We start from the raw sequence: 17,098 nt of genomic DNA, 5'->3' as shown, positions 1-17,098 counted from the left end.
TTGTTCGCGCGGTTTCGCGGCGGGCCCAGCGGTCCCGCCCTACCTTAGGCGCCGGTGGCGGCGGGCTTGGGTTCGGTGTAACCGAGAAGTTGGCGAGATTTGATGACGGCGGCGACTTTGGCGGGGACGAGACGCTCCCAGGTCGCGTCGCCGGTCTTGATCATCTGCAGCACGTCGCGCGAGAAGATGGCAAGGTAGTCGTCGTTGAAGCCGGTGATCGAGTCGATGGCGTTGTTCTCGAGCAGGTGGCGGTAGAGGTAGCGCAGGTGGTGGGCGACGTGGACGTTCTTCGTCGTGATGAGTTCAGAGGGCGACGTGGTGTCGCTGGCCTGGTGTTCGGTGCCGGCGGTGATGAGTTTCTCGGAGGCGGCGGCGCGCATCGGGTAGACGTAGAGTTTCACCGAGTGCCGGAACATGCGGCCCATCGATTCGAGAATTCCGCCCTCGAGGTGCTCGTAGTATTTTTCGTTGAAGATCTCGAGGAGCGTGTTGATGCCGAGGGCGATTCCGATCATCTCCTTCGTGTAGCGGCGGAAGTAGGTCGAGAGGCGGTAGAACTCGGAGTAGTTCGAGATGAGGACCGTGAACCCGATGTGGCCGAGCATATCGACGCGCGAGAGGAAGTCGGCGATGTCGAGTTCGCCGCCGGCGAGCAGGTTGTTCATCGTGATCTCCATGAGGACGACGATGTCCTTGCCCTTGACGGTGGGCTCTTGGAGGAACTGCGCGGTGGCGCAGTTGAGCATGTCGACGTTGACGTGGGTGACGGGGCGGAAGCTGCCGCGCTCGACGAGGATGGGGCGGTTATAGAACGCCTCGGATGGCTGGAGCATCTCGCCGCTCGGGGAGAACAGCACGGCGTTGGTCAGGCCGTGTTTCACGAGGTAGAGGGCGAGGAGGCGGTTGTCGACGTGGTGGAAGGCCGGGCCGACGAGCTTCACCATGTCGACTTCGATGCGGTCGGTGCCGAGGTTGTCGGCGAGGGAGGTGATGAGTTTCTCGGGGTCGTCGAGGTAGTAGAAGGCGGCGTAGATGAGGTTGGTGCCGACGATGCCGAGGGCTTCCTGCTGGAGGACGTTCTTTTTGTCCCACATGCGCACGTGGATCATGATCTCGCTCGGCTCGGCGAGCGGCTCGTGCTGGAAGCGGATGCCGAGCCAGCCGTGGCCGTCGGCGACGCGGGCGGATTTGGCGGCGACTGTGTTGGCGAAGACGAAGAAGCGCGTGCGGTCGCCGCGTTTGTCGGAGAGGCGCTCTTTCAGCAGCGCGTATTCGTGGTGCAGCATCGTCTGCAGGCGTTCGCGCGAGACGTAGCGGGGGGCCTTGCCGTAGATGGCGTCGCTGAACGTCATGTCGTAGGCCGACATGGTTTTCGCGATCGAGCCGGACGCGCTGCCGGCCTGGAAGAACACGCGTGCGACCTCCTGACCGGCGCCGATCTCGGCGATCGTGCCGTAGCGCGTGCCGTCGAGATTGATCGTTAGCGCTTTGCGGTTCGTGGTGAGGAGTTCTTTCTTCTCGCTGCTCATGGAGGAGGGGACGGCCAAGGTATGACACGGCTCCATCGGCACAAGGGAAAGTTCGTTAACGGCGCAACGCGCTTAACGCCGTCCGTGGAGCGCGGCTGCCGCTTGTCCCAGTCGGTTGCCTGAGAACGCTTTTCGCTGGCGAGGCTGGCGGTGCGGGCTAGCTTCGGCGCCATGAAGAATTTCTTCACGTCGTTTTTCGCGACGCTGTCCGCCTTGCTGGTGTTCTGCTTCGGCAGCGTCGTTGTGTTTTTCATCTTTGTGGCCGCGCTCGCCGCCATCGGCGGAGACAAGAAGGTCACGGTGACGCCGGGCTCGTATCTGGTGGTCGACCTGAACGCCAACATCCAGGATGCGCCGGAGCAGATGGAGGGCTTCGAGAAGATCGCGGAGGCCTTCGGTGGTCGGAGCAATACGACCCTGCAATTGCGCCAGGTGACGCGCGCGCTCGAGGCCGCGGCCAAGGATAGCGACATCGCCGGCGTGCTGATGCGCGGGCAGCTGTCGCCCGTGGGCTACGGCACCAGTCTCGCGAGCTTGCGGGAAGTGCGTGGCGCACTCGAAAAGTTCCGCGCGTCGGGCAAGCCGGTGAAGGCTTACCTCTCGTTTGCGACGACGCGTGAGTTCTACCTGGCCTCCGCGGCCAACCAAGTGACGCTCGATCCCTACGGCGGCATCCTGCTGCCGGGTCTCGCGTCGCAACCGATGTTCTTTGCCGGCGCGTTCGAGAAATTCGGCATCGGTGTGCAGGTCACGCGCGTGGGCAAATACAAGTCCGCGGTGGAGCCCTACACGCGCAAGGACATGAGCCCGGAAAACCGGGCGCAGATCCAGAAGCTGCTGGACGACGTCTGGGCCGAATTGGTTTCAAGCATCGAGCACAGCCGCGGGCTCGCCGCCGGTTCGCTGCAGAAGGTCGTCGACGCCGAGGGCATTCTCCGCCCGAAGGCGGCAATCGAGGCGAAGTTGGTGGACCGCGAAGCCTATTGGGATGTCGTGCTCGAGGAACTGAAGGCCGACACGGGCCGCAAGGGCGGCAAAGAGACTTTCAAGCAGATCGGCCTGAAGGAATATGCGAAGCTGGTGCCCGGTGACGGCGTCGCCGCGCAACGTGCGAGAGAAACCAAGATCGACCCGAGTGCGAAGGGGAAGATCGCGATCGTGTATGCGGAAGGCGAGATCGCCGACGGTGAAGGCCGCGAGCAGGGCGTGATCTACGGCGACAAGGTCGCGCGTCAGCTCCGCGAATTGCGGCTCGACGATTCAATCAAGGCGGTGGTTCTCCGCGTGAACAGCCCGGGCGGCAGCGCCTCAGCGTCGGAGACCATCCAGCGCGAGGTCCGCTTGATCCGCGAAAAAAAGCCGATCGTGGTTTCGATGGGCGGCTTGGCCGCGTCGGGTGGCTATTGGATTTCGACCTACGGCGACCGCATTTTCGCCGAACCGACGACCATCACGGGATCGATCGGCGTGTTCGGCATGTTCCTGAATTTCCAAGGGCTCGCGACCGACAAGATCGGCCTGACGTTCGACACCGTGAAGACCGGCAAATTTGCCGACGCGCTGACGGTCACGCGGCCGAAGACGCCGGACGAGCTGGCGATGTTCCAGCACATGGTGGATTGGATCTACGACGAGTTCACGCGCAAGGTGGCGGAATCGCGCAAGCTCGACATCGCGGTCGTGCGCGAGATCGCGCAGGGCCGGGTGTGGTCGGGCGCGGAAGGCAAGAAGCTCGGCCTCGTCGACGAACTCGGCGGCTTGCAGGATGCGGTGAAATACGCCGCGCAGAAGGCGAATCTCGGTGAGAAATTCCGCGTCGTCGAATTGCCGCGCAAGAAGCCGTTCGCCGAGGCGTTGTCCGAAGCGCTCGACAATCGTCGCCACGAGCAGGCCGTGAAGGGGCCGGCGGGCGTGCTCGTGCGACAGATCACGACCGAACTGGAATCGCTCTCCCGCTTCAACGATCCGCAGGGCATCTACGCGCGTCTGCCGCTGAACCTGCAGTTGCAGTAAGCTCGCTGTTGCGCCACGCCCGTCCGCGTGCATCGTCACGGGCGCATGAACGAAGTGCACACGCTCCTCCGCGATACGCCCGCCACGGTCATTCCCGCCGGCGACAAGGTCACGCTGCCCGCCGGCTTGAACGTCTTCATCACGCAGACGCTCGGCGGCAACGTCACGGTGCGCACGGAGCAGGGGCTTTTCCGCATCGCACGTGAGCACGCCGATGCGATCGGCGGTTTCCAGGCGACGGCGGAGACGCCTGCAGTGGCCGCGGGAGAGTTCAGCGAGCAGCTCGTTTGGGATACGCTCAAGACCTGTTTCGATCCGGAGATCCCGGTGAACATCGTCGATCTCGGCCTTGTTTACGACATGGCCGTCGAAAAGACGGCGGCGGGCGGCAACACGGTGCAGGTGAAGATGACGCTCACGGCGCCGGGTTGCGGCATGGGCCCGGTCATTGCCGAGGATGCACGTGCGAAAATCGCGGCGCTGCCCACGGTCGAGAAGGCCGAGGTTCACATCGTGTGGGATCCGCAGTGGACGCCGCAGATGATCTCGGACATCGGCCGCAAGACGCTGGGGTTGGAGTGACGCGGCGTGGATCGGAGTCCGCGCCCTACCGGAAAAATCAGGCGCTGACGGTGTCGAGCGAGCAGCTCTCGTTCGGGGTCTCGCAATTGGGGCGGGCGATGACGCCGGCGTAGGGCTCGTCGGCGAATGGGCGGTCGGGGTCGGCGAGGAGGTGGCGGTCGCAGACCGCGAAAAGCTCCGCTTCGGTCATGGCGCGGCGCATGTCGTGGAGGAATGCGCCCTGCGCGTCCACGGATTGGCCGACGAAGTTGAGGTATTTCTTCATCTTCGCGACGTGGGCGGCTTCGGGGATTTCGGGCTGTCGCGTTTCGCGGTAGAGATGCTCGATGTAGCCGCGGACGTCGCGGAGCGTGGGGGCAAAGACAGAAGGGCGGTTGGGGGCAACCGCCCCTACCGAAGGCGCTGCGAGAAATTCGCGGCATTGACGGAAGATCCACGGATTGCGAATCGCGTGGCGGCCGATCATGACGCCGGCGACGCGAGTCTCGGCGATGACGGCGGCGGCGCGGGCAGCGGAGGTGATGTTGCCGTTCGCGAGGACGGGGCAGGGCACGCTGCGGACGGCCTCCGCGATGAAGTCGTAGTGCACGTCGCTGCGGTAACCTTCCTTCACGGTGCGGCCGTGGACGCTGAGGAGATCGACGCGGTGCTTCGCGATGAGATCGAGGATGCGGCGGTAGTTGTCGGTCGAATCGAAGCCGATGCGCATCTTCACCGTGAAGAGCCCGGGCACGCTCGCGCGAAGCGCGCCGAGGAGTTCGTCGATTTTTGCGGGATCGCGGAGCAGGCCGCCGCCGACGTTCTTCTTGTAGATTTTCGGGGCGGGGCAGCCCATGTTCAGGTCGATGCCGGCGACGGGGAGTTTGATGAGTTCGCGCACGGTGCGGACCATGTGCGGAATCTCTTCGCCGATCAGCTGCGCGAAGACGGGGCGGCCGGTCTTGTTTTCGACGATGGAGCGGACGATGTGTCTCTCCGGACGCGACTGGGCGTGGACGCGGAAGAACTCGGTGAAGAAATAATCGGGCGCGCCGTAGTGCGCCATGACGCGCATGAAGGGCAGGTCGGTGACGTCCTGCATCGGCGCGAGCGCGGTGAGCGGTTGGCTGGGCGCGATCGGCGGTGGCAACGTTTGCGGCAACGCGACGGCGGAGCCGGTCGCGGCGGTGAGCCCCGGAGCGGTCATGCGCTTACTGCTCCTCCTCGCCCGTCTGCTCTTCCTTCTGCTGCTTGAGCACGCGCTCGAGAATCTCGGTCATGTCCTCGACGGCGTCGAAGACGCGGTGCGAGACGAAGATCGGGCGCTTCTGCTGGAGCGCGAGGACGATCGAGTCGCTGGGACGCGAGTCGAGTTCGAGGATTTTGCGGCCGAGTTCGTTTTGCATCGTGAGGATGATGCGGGCGAAATAGGTGCCTTCGTTGACGTCGTTGATGACGACGCGTTCGAGGCTGATGCCGAAACCGAGGAAGAGGTGGCCGATCAGGTCGTGAGTGAGCGGGCGCTCTTTTTTGACGTTGTTCAGCGTCATCGAAATCGCGCTGCCGACGCTCGGGTCGACGTAGATGACGAAGGTTTTGTCGTCGTTGCCGAGGAACACGGCGCAGCCGTTGGCCGTGGGCATGAGGCCTTTGATTCCGACTTCGACGACGTCACTCATGAGGGCGGAATGTGCGCGGGCGGCGGCAAAGTGCAAGAGCGGCGAGCGTGTCGCGTCGCTCAGAAACCGTAGAGCGAGATGCCCCAGGTTTTCGCTTGGGCGAGCACCGCTGGCTTGTCGAGGACGATGACCTTGCCGGCTTCGAGCGCGGCGGCGGCGAGGCCGGCTTCGCGCATGGTTTCAAGGGTGCGGAGGCCGAAGACGGGGACGTCGAAGCGGAAGTCCTGTTTCTCCTTCACGACTTTCACGAAGAGCGTCTCGTCGGTCTTGAAGGTGCCGGCGCGGCGGAGCATTTCGTCGGTGCCTTCGAAGGCTTCGACGGCGAGGACGGTGCCTTTGCGGACGACGCAGCCTTGGCCGATGTCGAGGCGGGCGATCTCGCGGGCGATGTGGATGCCGTGGTCGAGGTATTCGCGGTCGACGGGGAGTTTCTTGCCGGCCATCGGGCCGGCGTGGGCCATGTGGTTGTCGATGAAGGCGCGGGCGTCGAGGAGCGTGACACCGAGTTTCTCGATCTCCTGGGCGATCGCGCCGAAGATGGTTTCGGCGTTGCGGCGTTTGAGGGAGAAGAGAATTTGCGCGGCCTTCAGGTCTGGCGTGAGGCCGTGGAAGAGGCGCTTGGGCTTCACCTGGCCGGCCATGATGGCGTAGCCGGCGCCGAAGTCGCGGAGGGCGCCGAGCATTTTGCCGAGCTGGCCAGCGTTGACCTCGATGCGCTCGGCGGGAGCGACGCTGTTGAACAGCTCGGGCATCGTTTCCTCCTCGATGGCGATGAGGCGCAGGGGCACGCCGGCGGCGCGGATGGCGTTGGCCGTGAACAGCGGGTAGTGGCCGCGGCCGGCGATGAGGGCGACGGGGCGGCGCGGATCGAAGTTCGGCGGCAGGAAGGCGGAGAGCACGGCGGGAGCGTGAGCGAGGGACGGCGCGGTTTGAAGCGGGAAGTTGGGCGGTTGTCGGGCAAGAAAAAGCCGCGTCTTGCGACGCGGCTCGGTGGCAAAGAAAGGGTTGGCGCGGGCGCTCAGGACTGGGCGCCGTAGTATTTCTTGTAGCTTCGGTAGTAGCGGTAGTTCGAGTAATACTCGATGCGGCGCGGCGAGAGGCCGTTAAGCACGACGCCGAGCAGCTCGTTTTTGCCGTCGCGGAGCGATTTGATGTAGAGACGAATGTGTTTCCGGTAGGCGCGGTTGAAGCGGCAGACGTAGATGATCTCGTCGGTGTGAGCGGAGATCAGCAGCGAGTCGGTGACGGCGCCCATCGGCGGCGAGTCAATGACGACGAGGTCGAAGTGGTGCTTCAGCGACTCGAGGAACTGGCCGAAGATCGGGTTCTCGAGCAATTCGGTCGGGCTCTTCGAGCGACCACCGGAGCGGAGGAGGAAGAGGTTTTCGTCGACCTTGGTGAAGCCGAGGGTGGGGTCGGCGACGGGATCGTCGGGGATTTTCGCACCCGCTTCGAACCACGCGATGAGGCCGGTCTCGTTGGTGAGTTTGAAGTGGCGGTGCAGCATCGGGCGGCGCATGTCGCAGTCGATGAGGAGCACGCGTTTACCGTGGCGCGCGAAGGAGGCGGCAAGGTTGCAGCTGATCATCGTCTTGCCTTCGCCGGGGATGGTGGAGGTGACGAGGATCGACTTCGGGAAGTCGAGCTTCGACTGAATCTTCACCGAGCTGTAGACGCTGAGGAACGCTTCGGAGCCGGGTGAGGCTTTATTGCTCGTGACGAGGTTGTGTTTCTCGCCCTCGGGGATGTCCGCGAGCTCGGGGATGATGCCGAGGAGGTTGACGCCGATGAAGCCTTCGATGTCCCAGGCGCTCTTCACACGGTCGTCGAGGAAGCTGAGGCCAACGGCGACAGCGGCGAAGACGACGAAGCCGAGGCCGGCGCAGGTCTTGACGATTTTGCGGATGTCGGGCGTGTAGGGCGCGCCGGCGGGAGTGGCGGCGTCGAGCGGCTTGACCGGGATGTTCTCGAGGTTCTTCGAGGTGGTGGTCTGGTTGAGGCGGTCGAGGATCTGGATGTAGTTGTTCTTCGCGACCTGGGCTTGGTTCTCGAGGGATTTGAATTCGACGGAGAGTTCGCCGAGGCGGAGCTGGTCGTTTTCCGCGAGCTTGTATTCGCGCTCGAAGGAGACCTCGGAGTCTTTGACCTTGGTGAACTGGGTGTTGAGGTCGGCGATGGCCTGCTCGATGTTCTTTTGGATTTGCTGCTGGAGGACGTCGATGGAGTTGGCGAGGTCGACCATCTTCGGGTGGCGCTCGAGATAGCGTTCGCTGAGGACCGATTGGGTTTTCGTGAGTTCGGCCAGCTGCGCTTTCAGCGAGGGAATGGTGCCGTAGGATGCGATGTATTGGATTTCGAGCAGGTTGCCGCCCTCGGCCTTCATGCGCTCGATCTGCTTGATGACGACCTCGAGGTTGAGGCGCTCGAGGCGGACGCGCGTGAGCTCGCCGTTGATGGACTTCAGGCGGTCAGCGACGATGTCGACGGAGGCGGAGAGGGAGACGAGGTTGTTCTTGCGCTTGTAGTCTTGGAGGCGGCCTTCGGCGGCTTCGGATTCCTTGCGCAGTTCCTCGGCGCGGGTGCGGAGGTAGTCGACGGCGAACTCGTTTTTGCCGCCGGAATACTCGATGAGGTAGCGCATGAACTGGCTGACGTAGGCGTTGGCCACGATGGCGGCGCCCTCGGGGTCGCGGTTCGCGACGTTAACCGAAATGAGGAAGCTGTTGCGCAGCGACTGGACGTTCACGCTGCCGATGCAGGCGCCGACGGGGGGCGGCGTAGCACCCGGGGGAAGCTCTTTTAGGAAAGGGCGCTGGAGTTTCTGCACCTGTTCCGGAGTGAGCGATTGCACGACCATCGAGCGGAGGCGGCCGCTGTCGAGGATGCGCAGGTAGGTATTGAGGTCGATTTCGGAGCGCACGCTGGTGTCGATGACCTCGGTGGTCGTGACGACGCGGTCCGGGCGCTCGAATTGCATCGTCGCGGCGGCGGAATACATCGGGGTCTCCTGCGCCTGGTAGTAGCCGAGCGAGACGGCGACCAGCAGGGCGATCGGGAGGGCGATCCAGAGGCGTTCGCGGAGAATGATGTAGTAGTCGCGCAGCGTGCGGCGTTCGACGACGTGGTCTTCGTTGCCGTGAAGCGAGGCCGGTTTTTTATCCGGCGGAGGTGCGGCGATGGGGGAGGCCATTGGGAAAATCAGATGAGGCGTTCGGGGACGTAGACGTTGTCGCCGGGCAGCAGGAGAACATTGTCCTCGGCGCGGGCGTCCTTCGATCCCTTGATCAGGGCGTCGACGTTAACGGAGAAAACCTTCTTGGTGCCGTCGGCGAGGAAGCGCGTGATGGTGACGGCGGTGCCCTTGCCGATATCGGTGATGCCGCCGGCCTTGGTGACCAGCTCGACGATGGTGTAGGTGGACTCGTTGGGCAGGGGGAAGCGGCCGGGATTGCGGATCTGGCCGGAGATGGAGACTTCGCGCGGCGCATACTCCTCTACGCTGACCGTGACTTGGGGAGCGCGCAGGAAACGTCCTTCGCGAAACGCGTTCTGAATCGCGTCCTGGGCCTCGACGATCGTCATGCCGCCGATTTGGATTTCCTGAATGAGCGGGAGATTGACCATGCCGCGGGCGTCGATGCGCGCGAGCGTCGTGAGGTCTTCCTCCTGGTAAACCGCGACGCGGACACGATCCGCCAATTGCAGGCGGTGCACGTAGGATTTTTTCGCGTCGGCGGGATTGCCGGACTGCGCAAAGGCCGGGCCGACGAGCGCGGCGAGCAATACGGGGAGGAGGAAACGCAGCAGCGGTTTCATGACAAAGTGATCAGTAGCGGGAGGAAATATCGATGGAGTAGCCCGTGCGCTCGAAGTCCGAGAAGCTGATGGACGACCAATTGTGGAGATAGTTGTAGGAGATGCCGACGTGGAGGTGTTCGCTCCAAGTGGCGCTCAGGCCGACGTCCCACGAGAAGAAGTCGTCGCGGCGACCGCGCGTGGTGCCGTCGAGGAACTTATTGCGGCCGTAGCCGAGGCCGCCGTTGGCTTGGTATTTGCGGTTGAAGTCGTAGGCGGCGCGCAGCTGGGCGGAGAGCGTGTCGACCGAACCGCCGACAGCGGTCGTGCTGAAGTCGCGCATCGCGACGGCTTGAAGGTTGAATTTGCGGGTGACGGACCATCCCAAGTCGGCCGAAAGAGTCCACTGAGTGAAAACGTCGCCGGTGGAATCGATGGAGCGACGCTGGACGCCAGCGCGCAGGGCGCCGTTGATCTTCGGGATGATCTGATTGACCAAGCCGAGCATGAGCGACTGGTCGGTCGACGTGTCGAGGGTCGTGTTGCCGACGCGGATGCGGTAGGAGAGAGAGAGGTCGGTCTTGCTGGTGTAGACGTAGAGCAGATCGATGCCCTCGCTGTAGTCGGTGTAATTGAGGAGCGTCGTATTGTCCGTGTAGCTGCGACGGAGGTAGCCGCTGGTGGACGTGACGTAGAAGTTGTCGTTGACGGGATACTTCACGTTCAGGCCGAGCGGGAAATTCCAGGTCTGCGTGCGCAGATTGACGGCGCTGTCGGCGCGGGAGGAACGGTAGGCGTTGACGGTGAACGCGCCCGTGGTGCGCCCGGTGGTTTTGTTGAGTTCGAGGTAGAACGTGGGGTTCCAGGCGGACTGCGTTTTGTTTTTCTGGAATTCCTGGCGATCGATCACGGCGCGGGCGTTCACCGAAATGATCCCGGCGCGGCGCTTCAGCTCCAGTCCGGCTTGTGCGCTGTAGAGAGTGTCGCCGGAGCCATCCGCGGAGGAGAAGATGTTGGAGTCGTAGCCGATCGTGAGCTTGCCGAAGACGAAGACCTGGTTGCGCGTGCCGTCGATATTGAGCAAGGCGAACGCGCTGTGCGGCGAGCACAGCAGGGCGGCACACAGGGCCAAGGCGAGTTTCAGCGACGAGCGAGTCAGCACGGTGAGAGGTGAGAGTTACTGTCCGCCCGGGAGCGCGGACGGGCTGACCGTGATGTTGGTGGGCAGCTCCTCCGGGGTCGTGGGGGTCACGACGATTTCCTGCGTGGGTTCCTCGGGCGGAGCGGGCGGGGCGCCCGCGGGAAGATCCTGTTGCTTTTCGCCTTCGGCGCCGAACTCGGACTTCTTCTCGATCGTCTCGAATGAGACGGTTTTCTTTGCGGCGCAGGCGGCGCCGACCTTGTCGTCGAGAGTGGGCAGAAGATTGGATTCGATGGGGGCGACGGTGATGATGGGCGGGCGGCCCGGGAGTCCGGGGCGGATCGTGGCCTTCTCGCCGGGACGGAGGAGGGTGCCGCCGGTGTCCTTACCGCCGGTGCGGACAGTGACGTCGCCATCGAGGAGGTAGATGGTCGACTCGGTGCCGTTGGTGGAGACCGCCATTTTGCCACCGCGGATGTTCACCGAGGCGTTGGGAGTGGAGTAGTTCATCGTCGAGCCAGAGACCATCTGGCTCGTGCAGATGTTGACCTGGCCGCGCGAGACGAAGACGTCGCTTTGGGAAATGGAGGGCTCCGTTTCGGTGGATTTCTCGCGGTCGGGACGGAAAGGCTCCTGGACGAACCGGTCGACTTCCACGCGCGTGTTCTCATCCACGAGCATCGCGGTGCCGTTGGAGTAAACAAAAGCTTGGTGCGAGTCTTTGCCCGTCTCGATCACGGTTCCCGGTGCATCGAACGCCGTCGCTTGCTTGGCGGTGTGCGATTTGCCTTCGGTCGTGATGTTGCCTTCACCAACCGCTTCGGCGAGGAACAGCTTGCTCGTCGGCCCCTTTTTCTTGCCCAGCTGGCGTTGAGCAAACGCAGACGGCGCGGCGATCACGGCGAGCGCGAGTGATGCGGCGAAGAGGCGAAGAAGAGTTTTCATGGCGGAGAGGTTCGGTGGAGCGGTTTTGCCCCGGTTGTCGCGAGCTAAGTAGGGGAATACCCCTACATCAAGCTTTAAACCGAACTTTTTGCCCACCTAACACTTTATCCCACAAGGAGGTTCAGGAGCTTACCTTTGACGTAAATGGTCCGCTTGAGCGCTTTTCCCGCGAGATGGGGAGCAACTTTGGGATGTTCTTGGGCCGTTTTGATGAGGTCGGCTTCGCTGCTGGCAACCGGAACTTGGGCGTCGCCGCGGTGCTTGCCGTTCACTTGGAAGACGATGGTCATCGTGTCGGCCACGAGCTTGTTCGAGTCGAACTGCGGCCAAGCCGCGGCCATTGCGGTGTCGGTCCCGCCCAAGCGCGACCAGAGTTCTTCGCCGAGGTGCGGAGCAAAAGGCGCGAGCATCTGCGCGAACTCCAGCAGCGCGGCGCGCGGCAGTGCGGGCTCTTTCTGGAGCGCGTTCAGATAGATCATCATCTGCGAGATCGCGGTGTTGAAGCGCATCGCCTCGAGGTCTTCGCCGACCTTCTTGATCGTTTCGTGGCGCAGCTTTTCGGTGTCGGCGGTGAGCGCGGCGGTGTCGGAGATGCGGCTGTTCAACTTGCCGTCTTCGCCGAGGCACTCGCGCCAGAATTTCCGCAGGAAACGGTGCACGCCCTCGATGCCCTTCGGGTTCCACGGCTTCATCGCTTCGAGCGGTCCGAGGAACATCAGGTAGAGGCGCAGCGTGTCGGCGCCGTAGCTGCGGATGATGTCGTCCGGGTTGACGACATTGCCGCGGCTCTTGGACATCTTCACTCCGTCCTCTCCGAGGATGATGCCTTGGTGGAAGAGCTTCTTGAAGGGCTCAGCTTGCGGCACGACGCCGAGGTCGAACAGCACCTTGTGCCAGAAACGCGCGTAGAGCAGGTGCAACACGGCGTGCTCGGCGCCGCCGACGTAGAGGTCGGGCACGCCCCAGTAAGCGAGGGCGTCCTTGCCGGCGAAGGTCGCCGCGTTTTGCGGATCGAGGTAGCGCAGGTAATACCAGCACGAGCCGGCCCATTGCGGCATCGTGTTCGTCTCGCGACGGCCGCGCACCCACGCGTCGCCGGCGGGCTTCGGCTGCGAGGCGGGGACGGCGGCGCCGGTTTCGGCGTTGAGCCAGATCTCGAGCCACTCGGGGACGTTGGCGAGCGGGCTTTCGCCGGTGCCGCTGGGCAAATACGATTGCACGTCGGGCAACTGCAACGGCAGCGCGACTTCGGGGAGCGGGAGCGCGTAGAGCGTCACGCCGTTCTCGACGAACGTCACGGGCTGCGCCGGCAAATCGCGGCGCAGTTTCGCGGCGCGCGCGTAGTCGTCGGCGTTGACCCAGACGATCGGAAACGGCTCGCCCCAATAGCGCTGGCGCGAGAACAGCCAGTCGCGGAGCTTGTAGTTCACCGTGCCCTTGCCGATGCCCTTCGCGGCGAGGTCCGCGGTGATCTGCTTTTTCGCCTCTTCCCAACTCAGGCCGTCGTAGCCGGGGGAGTTGATGAGCTTGCCGTCGCCGGTGTAGGGGAGCTTGTCGCTGCCGTCGTCGGCGGCGATCACACGCGGAATCGGGAGCTGATACTTCTGCGCAAACTCGTAGTCGCGCTCGTCGTGCGCGGGCACGGCCATGATCGCGCCGGTGCCGTAGCCCATGAGCACGTAGTCGGCGATCCAGATGGGCACGCGCGCGCCGTCGACGGGGTTGATGGCATAGCCGCCGGTGAAGACGCCGGTCTTTTCCTTCGCGGCGTCGGACATGCGATCGACGTCGCTCTTGGACGCGGTGGCTTTGCGGTAGGCTTCCACGTCGGCGCGTTGCGCGTCGGTGGTAAGGCCGAGGACCAGCGGATGCTCCGGCGCGAGCACCATGTAAGTGCAGCCGAAGAGCGTGTCGGGACGCGTGGTGAAAATCTTCAGGTCGCCGAGCGCGGCGTTTTCCAGTTTGAACAACACCTCCGCGCCTTCGCTGCGGCCGATCCACGCTTCCTGCATGCGCTTGGTGGAGTCGGGCCAATCGACGTCCTTCAGGCCGTCGATGAGTTGCTCGGCGTAAGCCGTGATGCGGAGCACCCATTGACGGAGATTTTTGCGCTCCACCGGGAAGCCACCGACTTCGCTCTTGCCGTCGACGACTTCCTCGTTGGCGAGGACGGTGCGCAGCTCCGGGCACCACCAGACGGGGCGCTCGTCGACGTAGGCGAGGCCTTTTTTGAAGAGCTGGAGAAAAATCCACTGCGTCCAGCGGAAGTATTTCGGGTCGGTCGTGTCGACTTCGCGCTCCCAATCGTAGGAGAAGCCCAGCGCTTTGATCTGCCGGCGGAAATTCGTGATGTTGTTCTGCGTGTTCGACGCCGGGTGCGTGCCGGTCTTCACCGCATGCTGCTCGGCGGGCAGGCCGAACGCATCCCAGCCGATCGGGTGGAGGACGTTGAAGCCCTTCGCACGCTTGAAGCGGGCGAGGATGTCCGTCGCGGTGTAGCCTTCCGGGTGGCCGATGTGCAGGCCCGCGCCGGACGGGTAGGGAAACATGTCGAGCACGTAGTATTTCGGCTTCGACGAGCCATTCTCGGCTCGAAATGGGCGGGTCTGCTCCCAAATTGACTGCCAATGCGGCTCAATCTTGAGAAAGTCGTAATCGGTGCAATCAGTAGGCTTCACGTGAAATCGGTCACTGTGCGACATTCACCATTACCGTCAATCATCCTCCCGGTCGTTCTCGCGGCCGGGTTTTTGTTCGCCGCCAATTCGCTCGCGGCCGCCGGCGGCGTGAGCCGAGGCTTCACGCGCCTGCTCGATGCGGTCGTGCGCATCGACGTGACCGAGACGACCTTCGACGACGGCACGAAGAAAACCGAGCGCGGCATCGGCTCGGGCGTGATCATCTCGGCCGACGGCCTCATCCTCACCAACGCCCACGTCGCCAGCCCGCAAGCCGTCGAAATTTCCGTCACGCTCGCCAGCCTCGAACGCGTCGGCGCCAAACTCGTCGGCTGGGATCACTGGACCGATCTCGCGGTCATCCGGCTGAACATGGACGAAGTGAAGGCGCGCAAACTCAGCTTCGCGCACGCCGACTTCGGCGACAGCGACGACCTGTTCCCCGGCCAGACCGTCTACGCCGTCGGCACGCCGCACGGTCTCACGCGCACCGTCACGCGCGGCATCATTTCGAACAACCGCCGCTACTTCGAGGATTCGCGCGCCGTGCGCGGTTACGAGACCGGCTCGTTCAACACCTGGCTGCAAACCGATGCCGCGATCAACCCCGGCAACAGCGGCGGCCCGCTCGTCACCGAGGACGGCAAGGTCGTCGGCATCAATTCGCGCACTTACATGGGCGCCGACAACCTCGGTTTCGCCATCCCGTCGACCGTCGCGCAGCGCGTCGCCGAAGGTCTCGTGAAAAACGGCGGCATCACGCGCAGCTACCTCGGGATCCGCCCGCGCGAGTTGCAGGACCTCGAGCGCTTCTACTCGCTGGCGGCCAACACGGGCCTGCTCGTCGACAGCGTCGATCCCGGCTCGCCCGCCGCACGCGCCGGCGTGCGACCCAGCGACATCGTCCTTTCGCTGAACGGCACGAAGCTCGACGGCCGCTTTCCGGAGCAGCTGCCGCCCATTCAAAACATGATCGCCAACCTGCGCGTCGGCGCCGCCGTGAAACTCACCGTCAAGCGCGGCGCGCAGACGCTCGACCTCACTGCCACAACCGAGAAACTCGAAAGCCGCGTCGGCGAGGAATGGGCCTTCGAAAAATGGGGCCTCAGCGTGCGCAAGGTCTCGCGCGCCTACGCCCGCGAGAATCAACTCCCCGATGCCGGCGGCGTGCTCGTCATCGGCGTGCAGCCCGGCTATCCGGCGGCGCAATCCGGCATCGCGCGCGGCGACATCATCACCAAGGTCGCTGGCGAGACCATCAACGACCTCGCGCGCATGAAGGAGCTCCACGCCGCCTACGAGGCGAAGCCCGAGCCCGTCCTCGTCGAGGCCCAGCGCAACCGCCGCATCGCGCTCTACGTTTTCAAACCATGATCACCGTCCGCCGCGCCGCCGCGGCTTTTGTCGTTCTTTCGCTCACGCTGCACGCGATCGCCGCCGATCTCGCCTCGCTCCTCCCGGAGCGGCTGAAGTCGATCGTCGCCGTCGAGTTCACAATCCAGACGGAGATCGAGCGTCGCCAAGTCACGATCGCCGGCACCGTCATCGACGAAAAAGGCACGATCATCATTCCCGGCGCCAACATCCCGGGTGGTCTCGCGGTCGACCAGCTCAAGGATTTCAAAGTCTATCTGCCCGAGCAGGACGAGTCGACGCCCGCGACTTACCTTGGCCAGGACGAACTCACGGGTTTTCATTTCGTGCGCGCGACCGACGGCCTCGTCGCGAAGCTGAAGCCGATCACTTCGTTCGCGAAAGCGCCGGAGCCCCCGCTCGGCACCGAACTCTGGGGCCTCGGCCTGCGCGGCAAGGACGAGGACTTCAAACCCTACGCGCTGAACTCGCGTGTCGCGATGCTCACGACGCTGCCGAACAAGACCGCGCTCACCGGCCAGGATCTCGGCGCGCCGGGCTTGCCGGTGTTTGATGTCGAAGGCCGGCTTGTCGGTCTGACGCTGAGCTCGTTCGGACAAAATTATCTGATGTTCTCGCGCACGCAGCACGGCACGCCCGTGATGCTCGTGAACGCGGACGAGAGCAGCGTCGTGCTGCTCGCGGATGAGTTTCTGCCGTTCCTTAATCGCGTGCCGACCTCCATCACCGGTCGCCCGGTGACGTCGATCGGCATCTATGGCTTGCAGCCCGTCGATCCCGACGTCGCCAAACTGCTCAAACTCGAGCGCCAGTCCGCGCTCGTCGTCAGCGACATCCTCGAAGGCAGCCCCGCCGCGCAAGCGGGCCTGCAGGATCGCGACATCGTGCTCGCGATCGACGGCAAGACGCTGCCGCGCCTGCGGCCGGACCGGAGCATCGTCGGCTATTTCGGCCAGGAAGTGCTCAAGCGCAAAGCCGGCGACGTGATGAAGCTCACGGTGCTGCGCGGCACAGATCGACAGGAACTCGCCGTCACGCTCGGCGAAGAGCCGAAGATGGTGCGCGAAGCGGAGCGCCGCTACTTCGAGCGACTCGGGTTCACCGCGCGCGAGTTCCTCACCGCCGACCTCGTGGCCCAGCGCGCCAAATCCGCCGAGATGGGCGGCGCGATCGTGAATTTCGTGCGGCCCAACAGCCCCGTCGCGAACGCCGGCCTGCGCCCCGACGATTGGATTCGCGAGATCGACGGCGCGGAAGTGCACACCTACGCCGAGGCGGTCGACAAGCTCGCCGCGGTCGAGAATGACAAAGCCCGCGCGGAATTCGTGTTGCTCACGCGCCGCGGCGGAGAGACCCAAGTGCTCCGCGTAAAGCTCAACTAAC

The 17,098-nt window shown here is 64.0% G+C and carries 13 protein-coding genes; 4 read left to right on the top strand and 9 right to left on the bottom strand.

Annotation, left to right across the window (positions count from 1 at the left end):
• Positions 1 to 44: 44 nt before the first annotated feature.
• A complete protein-coding gene (locus HZA32_00480; GenBank protein MBI5422528.1) occupies positions 45 to 1,529 on the bottom strand; it encodes a TonB-dependent receptor in 1,485 nt (494 codons plus the stop codon).
• Between the two features lie 171 nt (positions 1,530 to 1,700).
• On the opposite strand from HZA32_00480, the gene sppA reads away from it, so the two are divergent.
• Positions 1,701 to 3,542: a signal peptide peptidase SppA gene (sppA, locus tag HZA32_00475; GenBank protein MBI5422527.1), complete on the top strand. Its 1,842-nt coding sequence runs from the start codon at positions 1,701 to 1,703 to the stop codon at positions 3,540 to 3,542.
• 45 nt (positions 3,543 to 3,587) lie between these two features.
• The gene (gene sufT, locus HZA32_00470) at positions 3,588 to 4,124 is read left to right on the top strand and encodes a putative Fe-S cluster assembly protein SufT (protein ID MBI5422526.1); all 537 of its coding nucleotides are present in this window, start codon (positions 3,588 to 3,590) and stop codon (positions 4,122 to 4,124) included.
• A gap of 37 nt (positions 4,125 to 4,161) precedes the next feature.
• On the opposite strand, the gene HZA32_00465 is transcribed toward sufT, so the two are convergent.
• From HZA32_00465 to HZA32_00430, 8 genes are all read right to left on the bottom strand, one after another.
• Complete coding sequence (locus HZA32_00465; protein MBI5422525.1) at positions 4,162 to 5,205, bottom strand: tRNA-dihydrouridine synthase family protein; 1,044 nt, start codon at positions 5,203 to 5,205, stop codon at positions 4,162 to 4,164.
• A 109-nt stretch (positions 5,206 to 5,314) separates the two neighbouring features.
• Entirely contained in the window at positions 5,315 to 5,782 is a 468-nt protein-coding gene (locus HZA32_00460; protein ID MBI5422524.1) for a bifunctional nuclease family protein, read from the bottom strand.
• 59 nt (positions 5,783 to 5,841) lie between these two features.
• A complete protein-coding gene (lpxI, locus tag HZA32_00455; protein MBI5422523.1) occupies positions 5,842 to 6,681 on the bottom strand; it encodes a UDP-2,3-diacylglucosamine diphosphatase LpxI in 840 nt (279 codons plus the stop codon).
• Positions 6,682 to 6,800: 119 nt separating this feature from the next.
• Positions 6,801 to 8,972, bottom strand: a complete 2,172-nt coding sequence (locus HZA32_00450) for a polysaccharide biosynthesis tyrosine autokinase (GenBank protein ID MBI5422522.1) — start codon at positions 8,970 to 8,972, stop codon at positions 6,801 to 6,803.
• Between the two features lie 8 nt (positions 8,973 to 8,980).
• Positions 8,981 to 9,598 (bottom strand): polysaccharide biosynthesis/export family protein, encoded by a 618-nt coding sequence (locus HZA32_00445; protein MBI5422521.1) that lies wholly within the window; start codon positions 9,596 to 9,598, stop codon positions 8,981 to 8,983.
• A gap of 10 nt (positions 9,599 to 9,608) precedes the next feature.
• Positions 9,609 to 10,739 carry a hypothetical protein gene (locus HZA32_00440; protein MBI5422520.1) on the bottom strand — a complete coding sequence of 377 codons (1,131 nt, stop codon included), beginning with the start codon at positions 10,737 to 10,739 and terminating at the stop codon, positions 9,609 to 9,611.
• 15 nt (positions 10,740 to 10,754) lie between these two features.
• Positions 10,755 to 11,663: a FecR domain-containing protein gene (locus HZA32_00435; protein MBI5422519.1), complete on the bottom strand. Its 909-nt coding sequence runs from the start codon at positions 11,661 to 11,663 to the stop codon at positions 10,755 to 10,757.
• Positions 11,664 to 11,767: 104 nt separating this feature from the next.
• The gene (locus HZA32_00430; GenBank protein ID MBI5422518.1) at positions 11,768 to 14,365 is read right to left on the bottom strand and encodes a leucine--tRNA ligase; all 2,598 of its coding nucleotides are present in this window, start codon (positions 14,363 to 14,365) and stop codon (positions 11,768 to 11,770) included.
• On the opposite strand from HZA32_00430, the gene HZA32_00425 reads away from it, so the two are divergent.
• Positions 14,291 to 15,715: a trypsin-like peptidase domain-containing protein gene (locus tag HZA32_00425; GenBank protein ID MBI5422517.1), complete on the top strand. Its 1,425-nt coding sequence runs from the start codon at positions 14,291 to 14,293 to the stop codon at positions 15,713 to 15,715. The genes HZA32_00430 and HZA32_00425 overlap by 75 nt on opposite strands.
• On the top strand, positions 15,712 to 17,097 hold the full coding sequence (locus tag HZA32_00420; GenBank protein MBI5422516.1) for a PDZ domain-containing protein: 1,386 nt from the start codon (positions 15,712 to 15,714) through the stop codon (positions 17,095 to 17,097). Before HZA32_00425 ends, HZA32_00420 begins: the two co-directional genes overlap by 4 nt.
• The last annotated feature ends 1 nt before the right edge of the window (position 17,098 follow it).

Source organism: Opitutia bacterium, from assembly GCA_016217545.1.
Classification (GTDB): Bacteria; Verrucomicrobiota; Verrucomicrobiia; order Opitutales; family Opitutaceae; genus Didemnitutus.
Note: the sequence above shows the minus strand (reverse complement) of the source record. Positions and strands in the feature narration are given on the sequence as shown.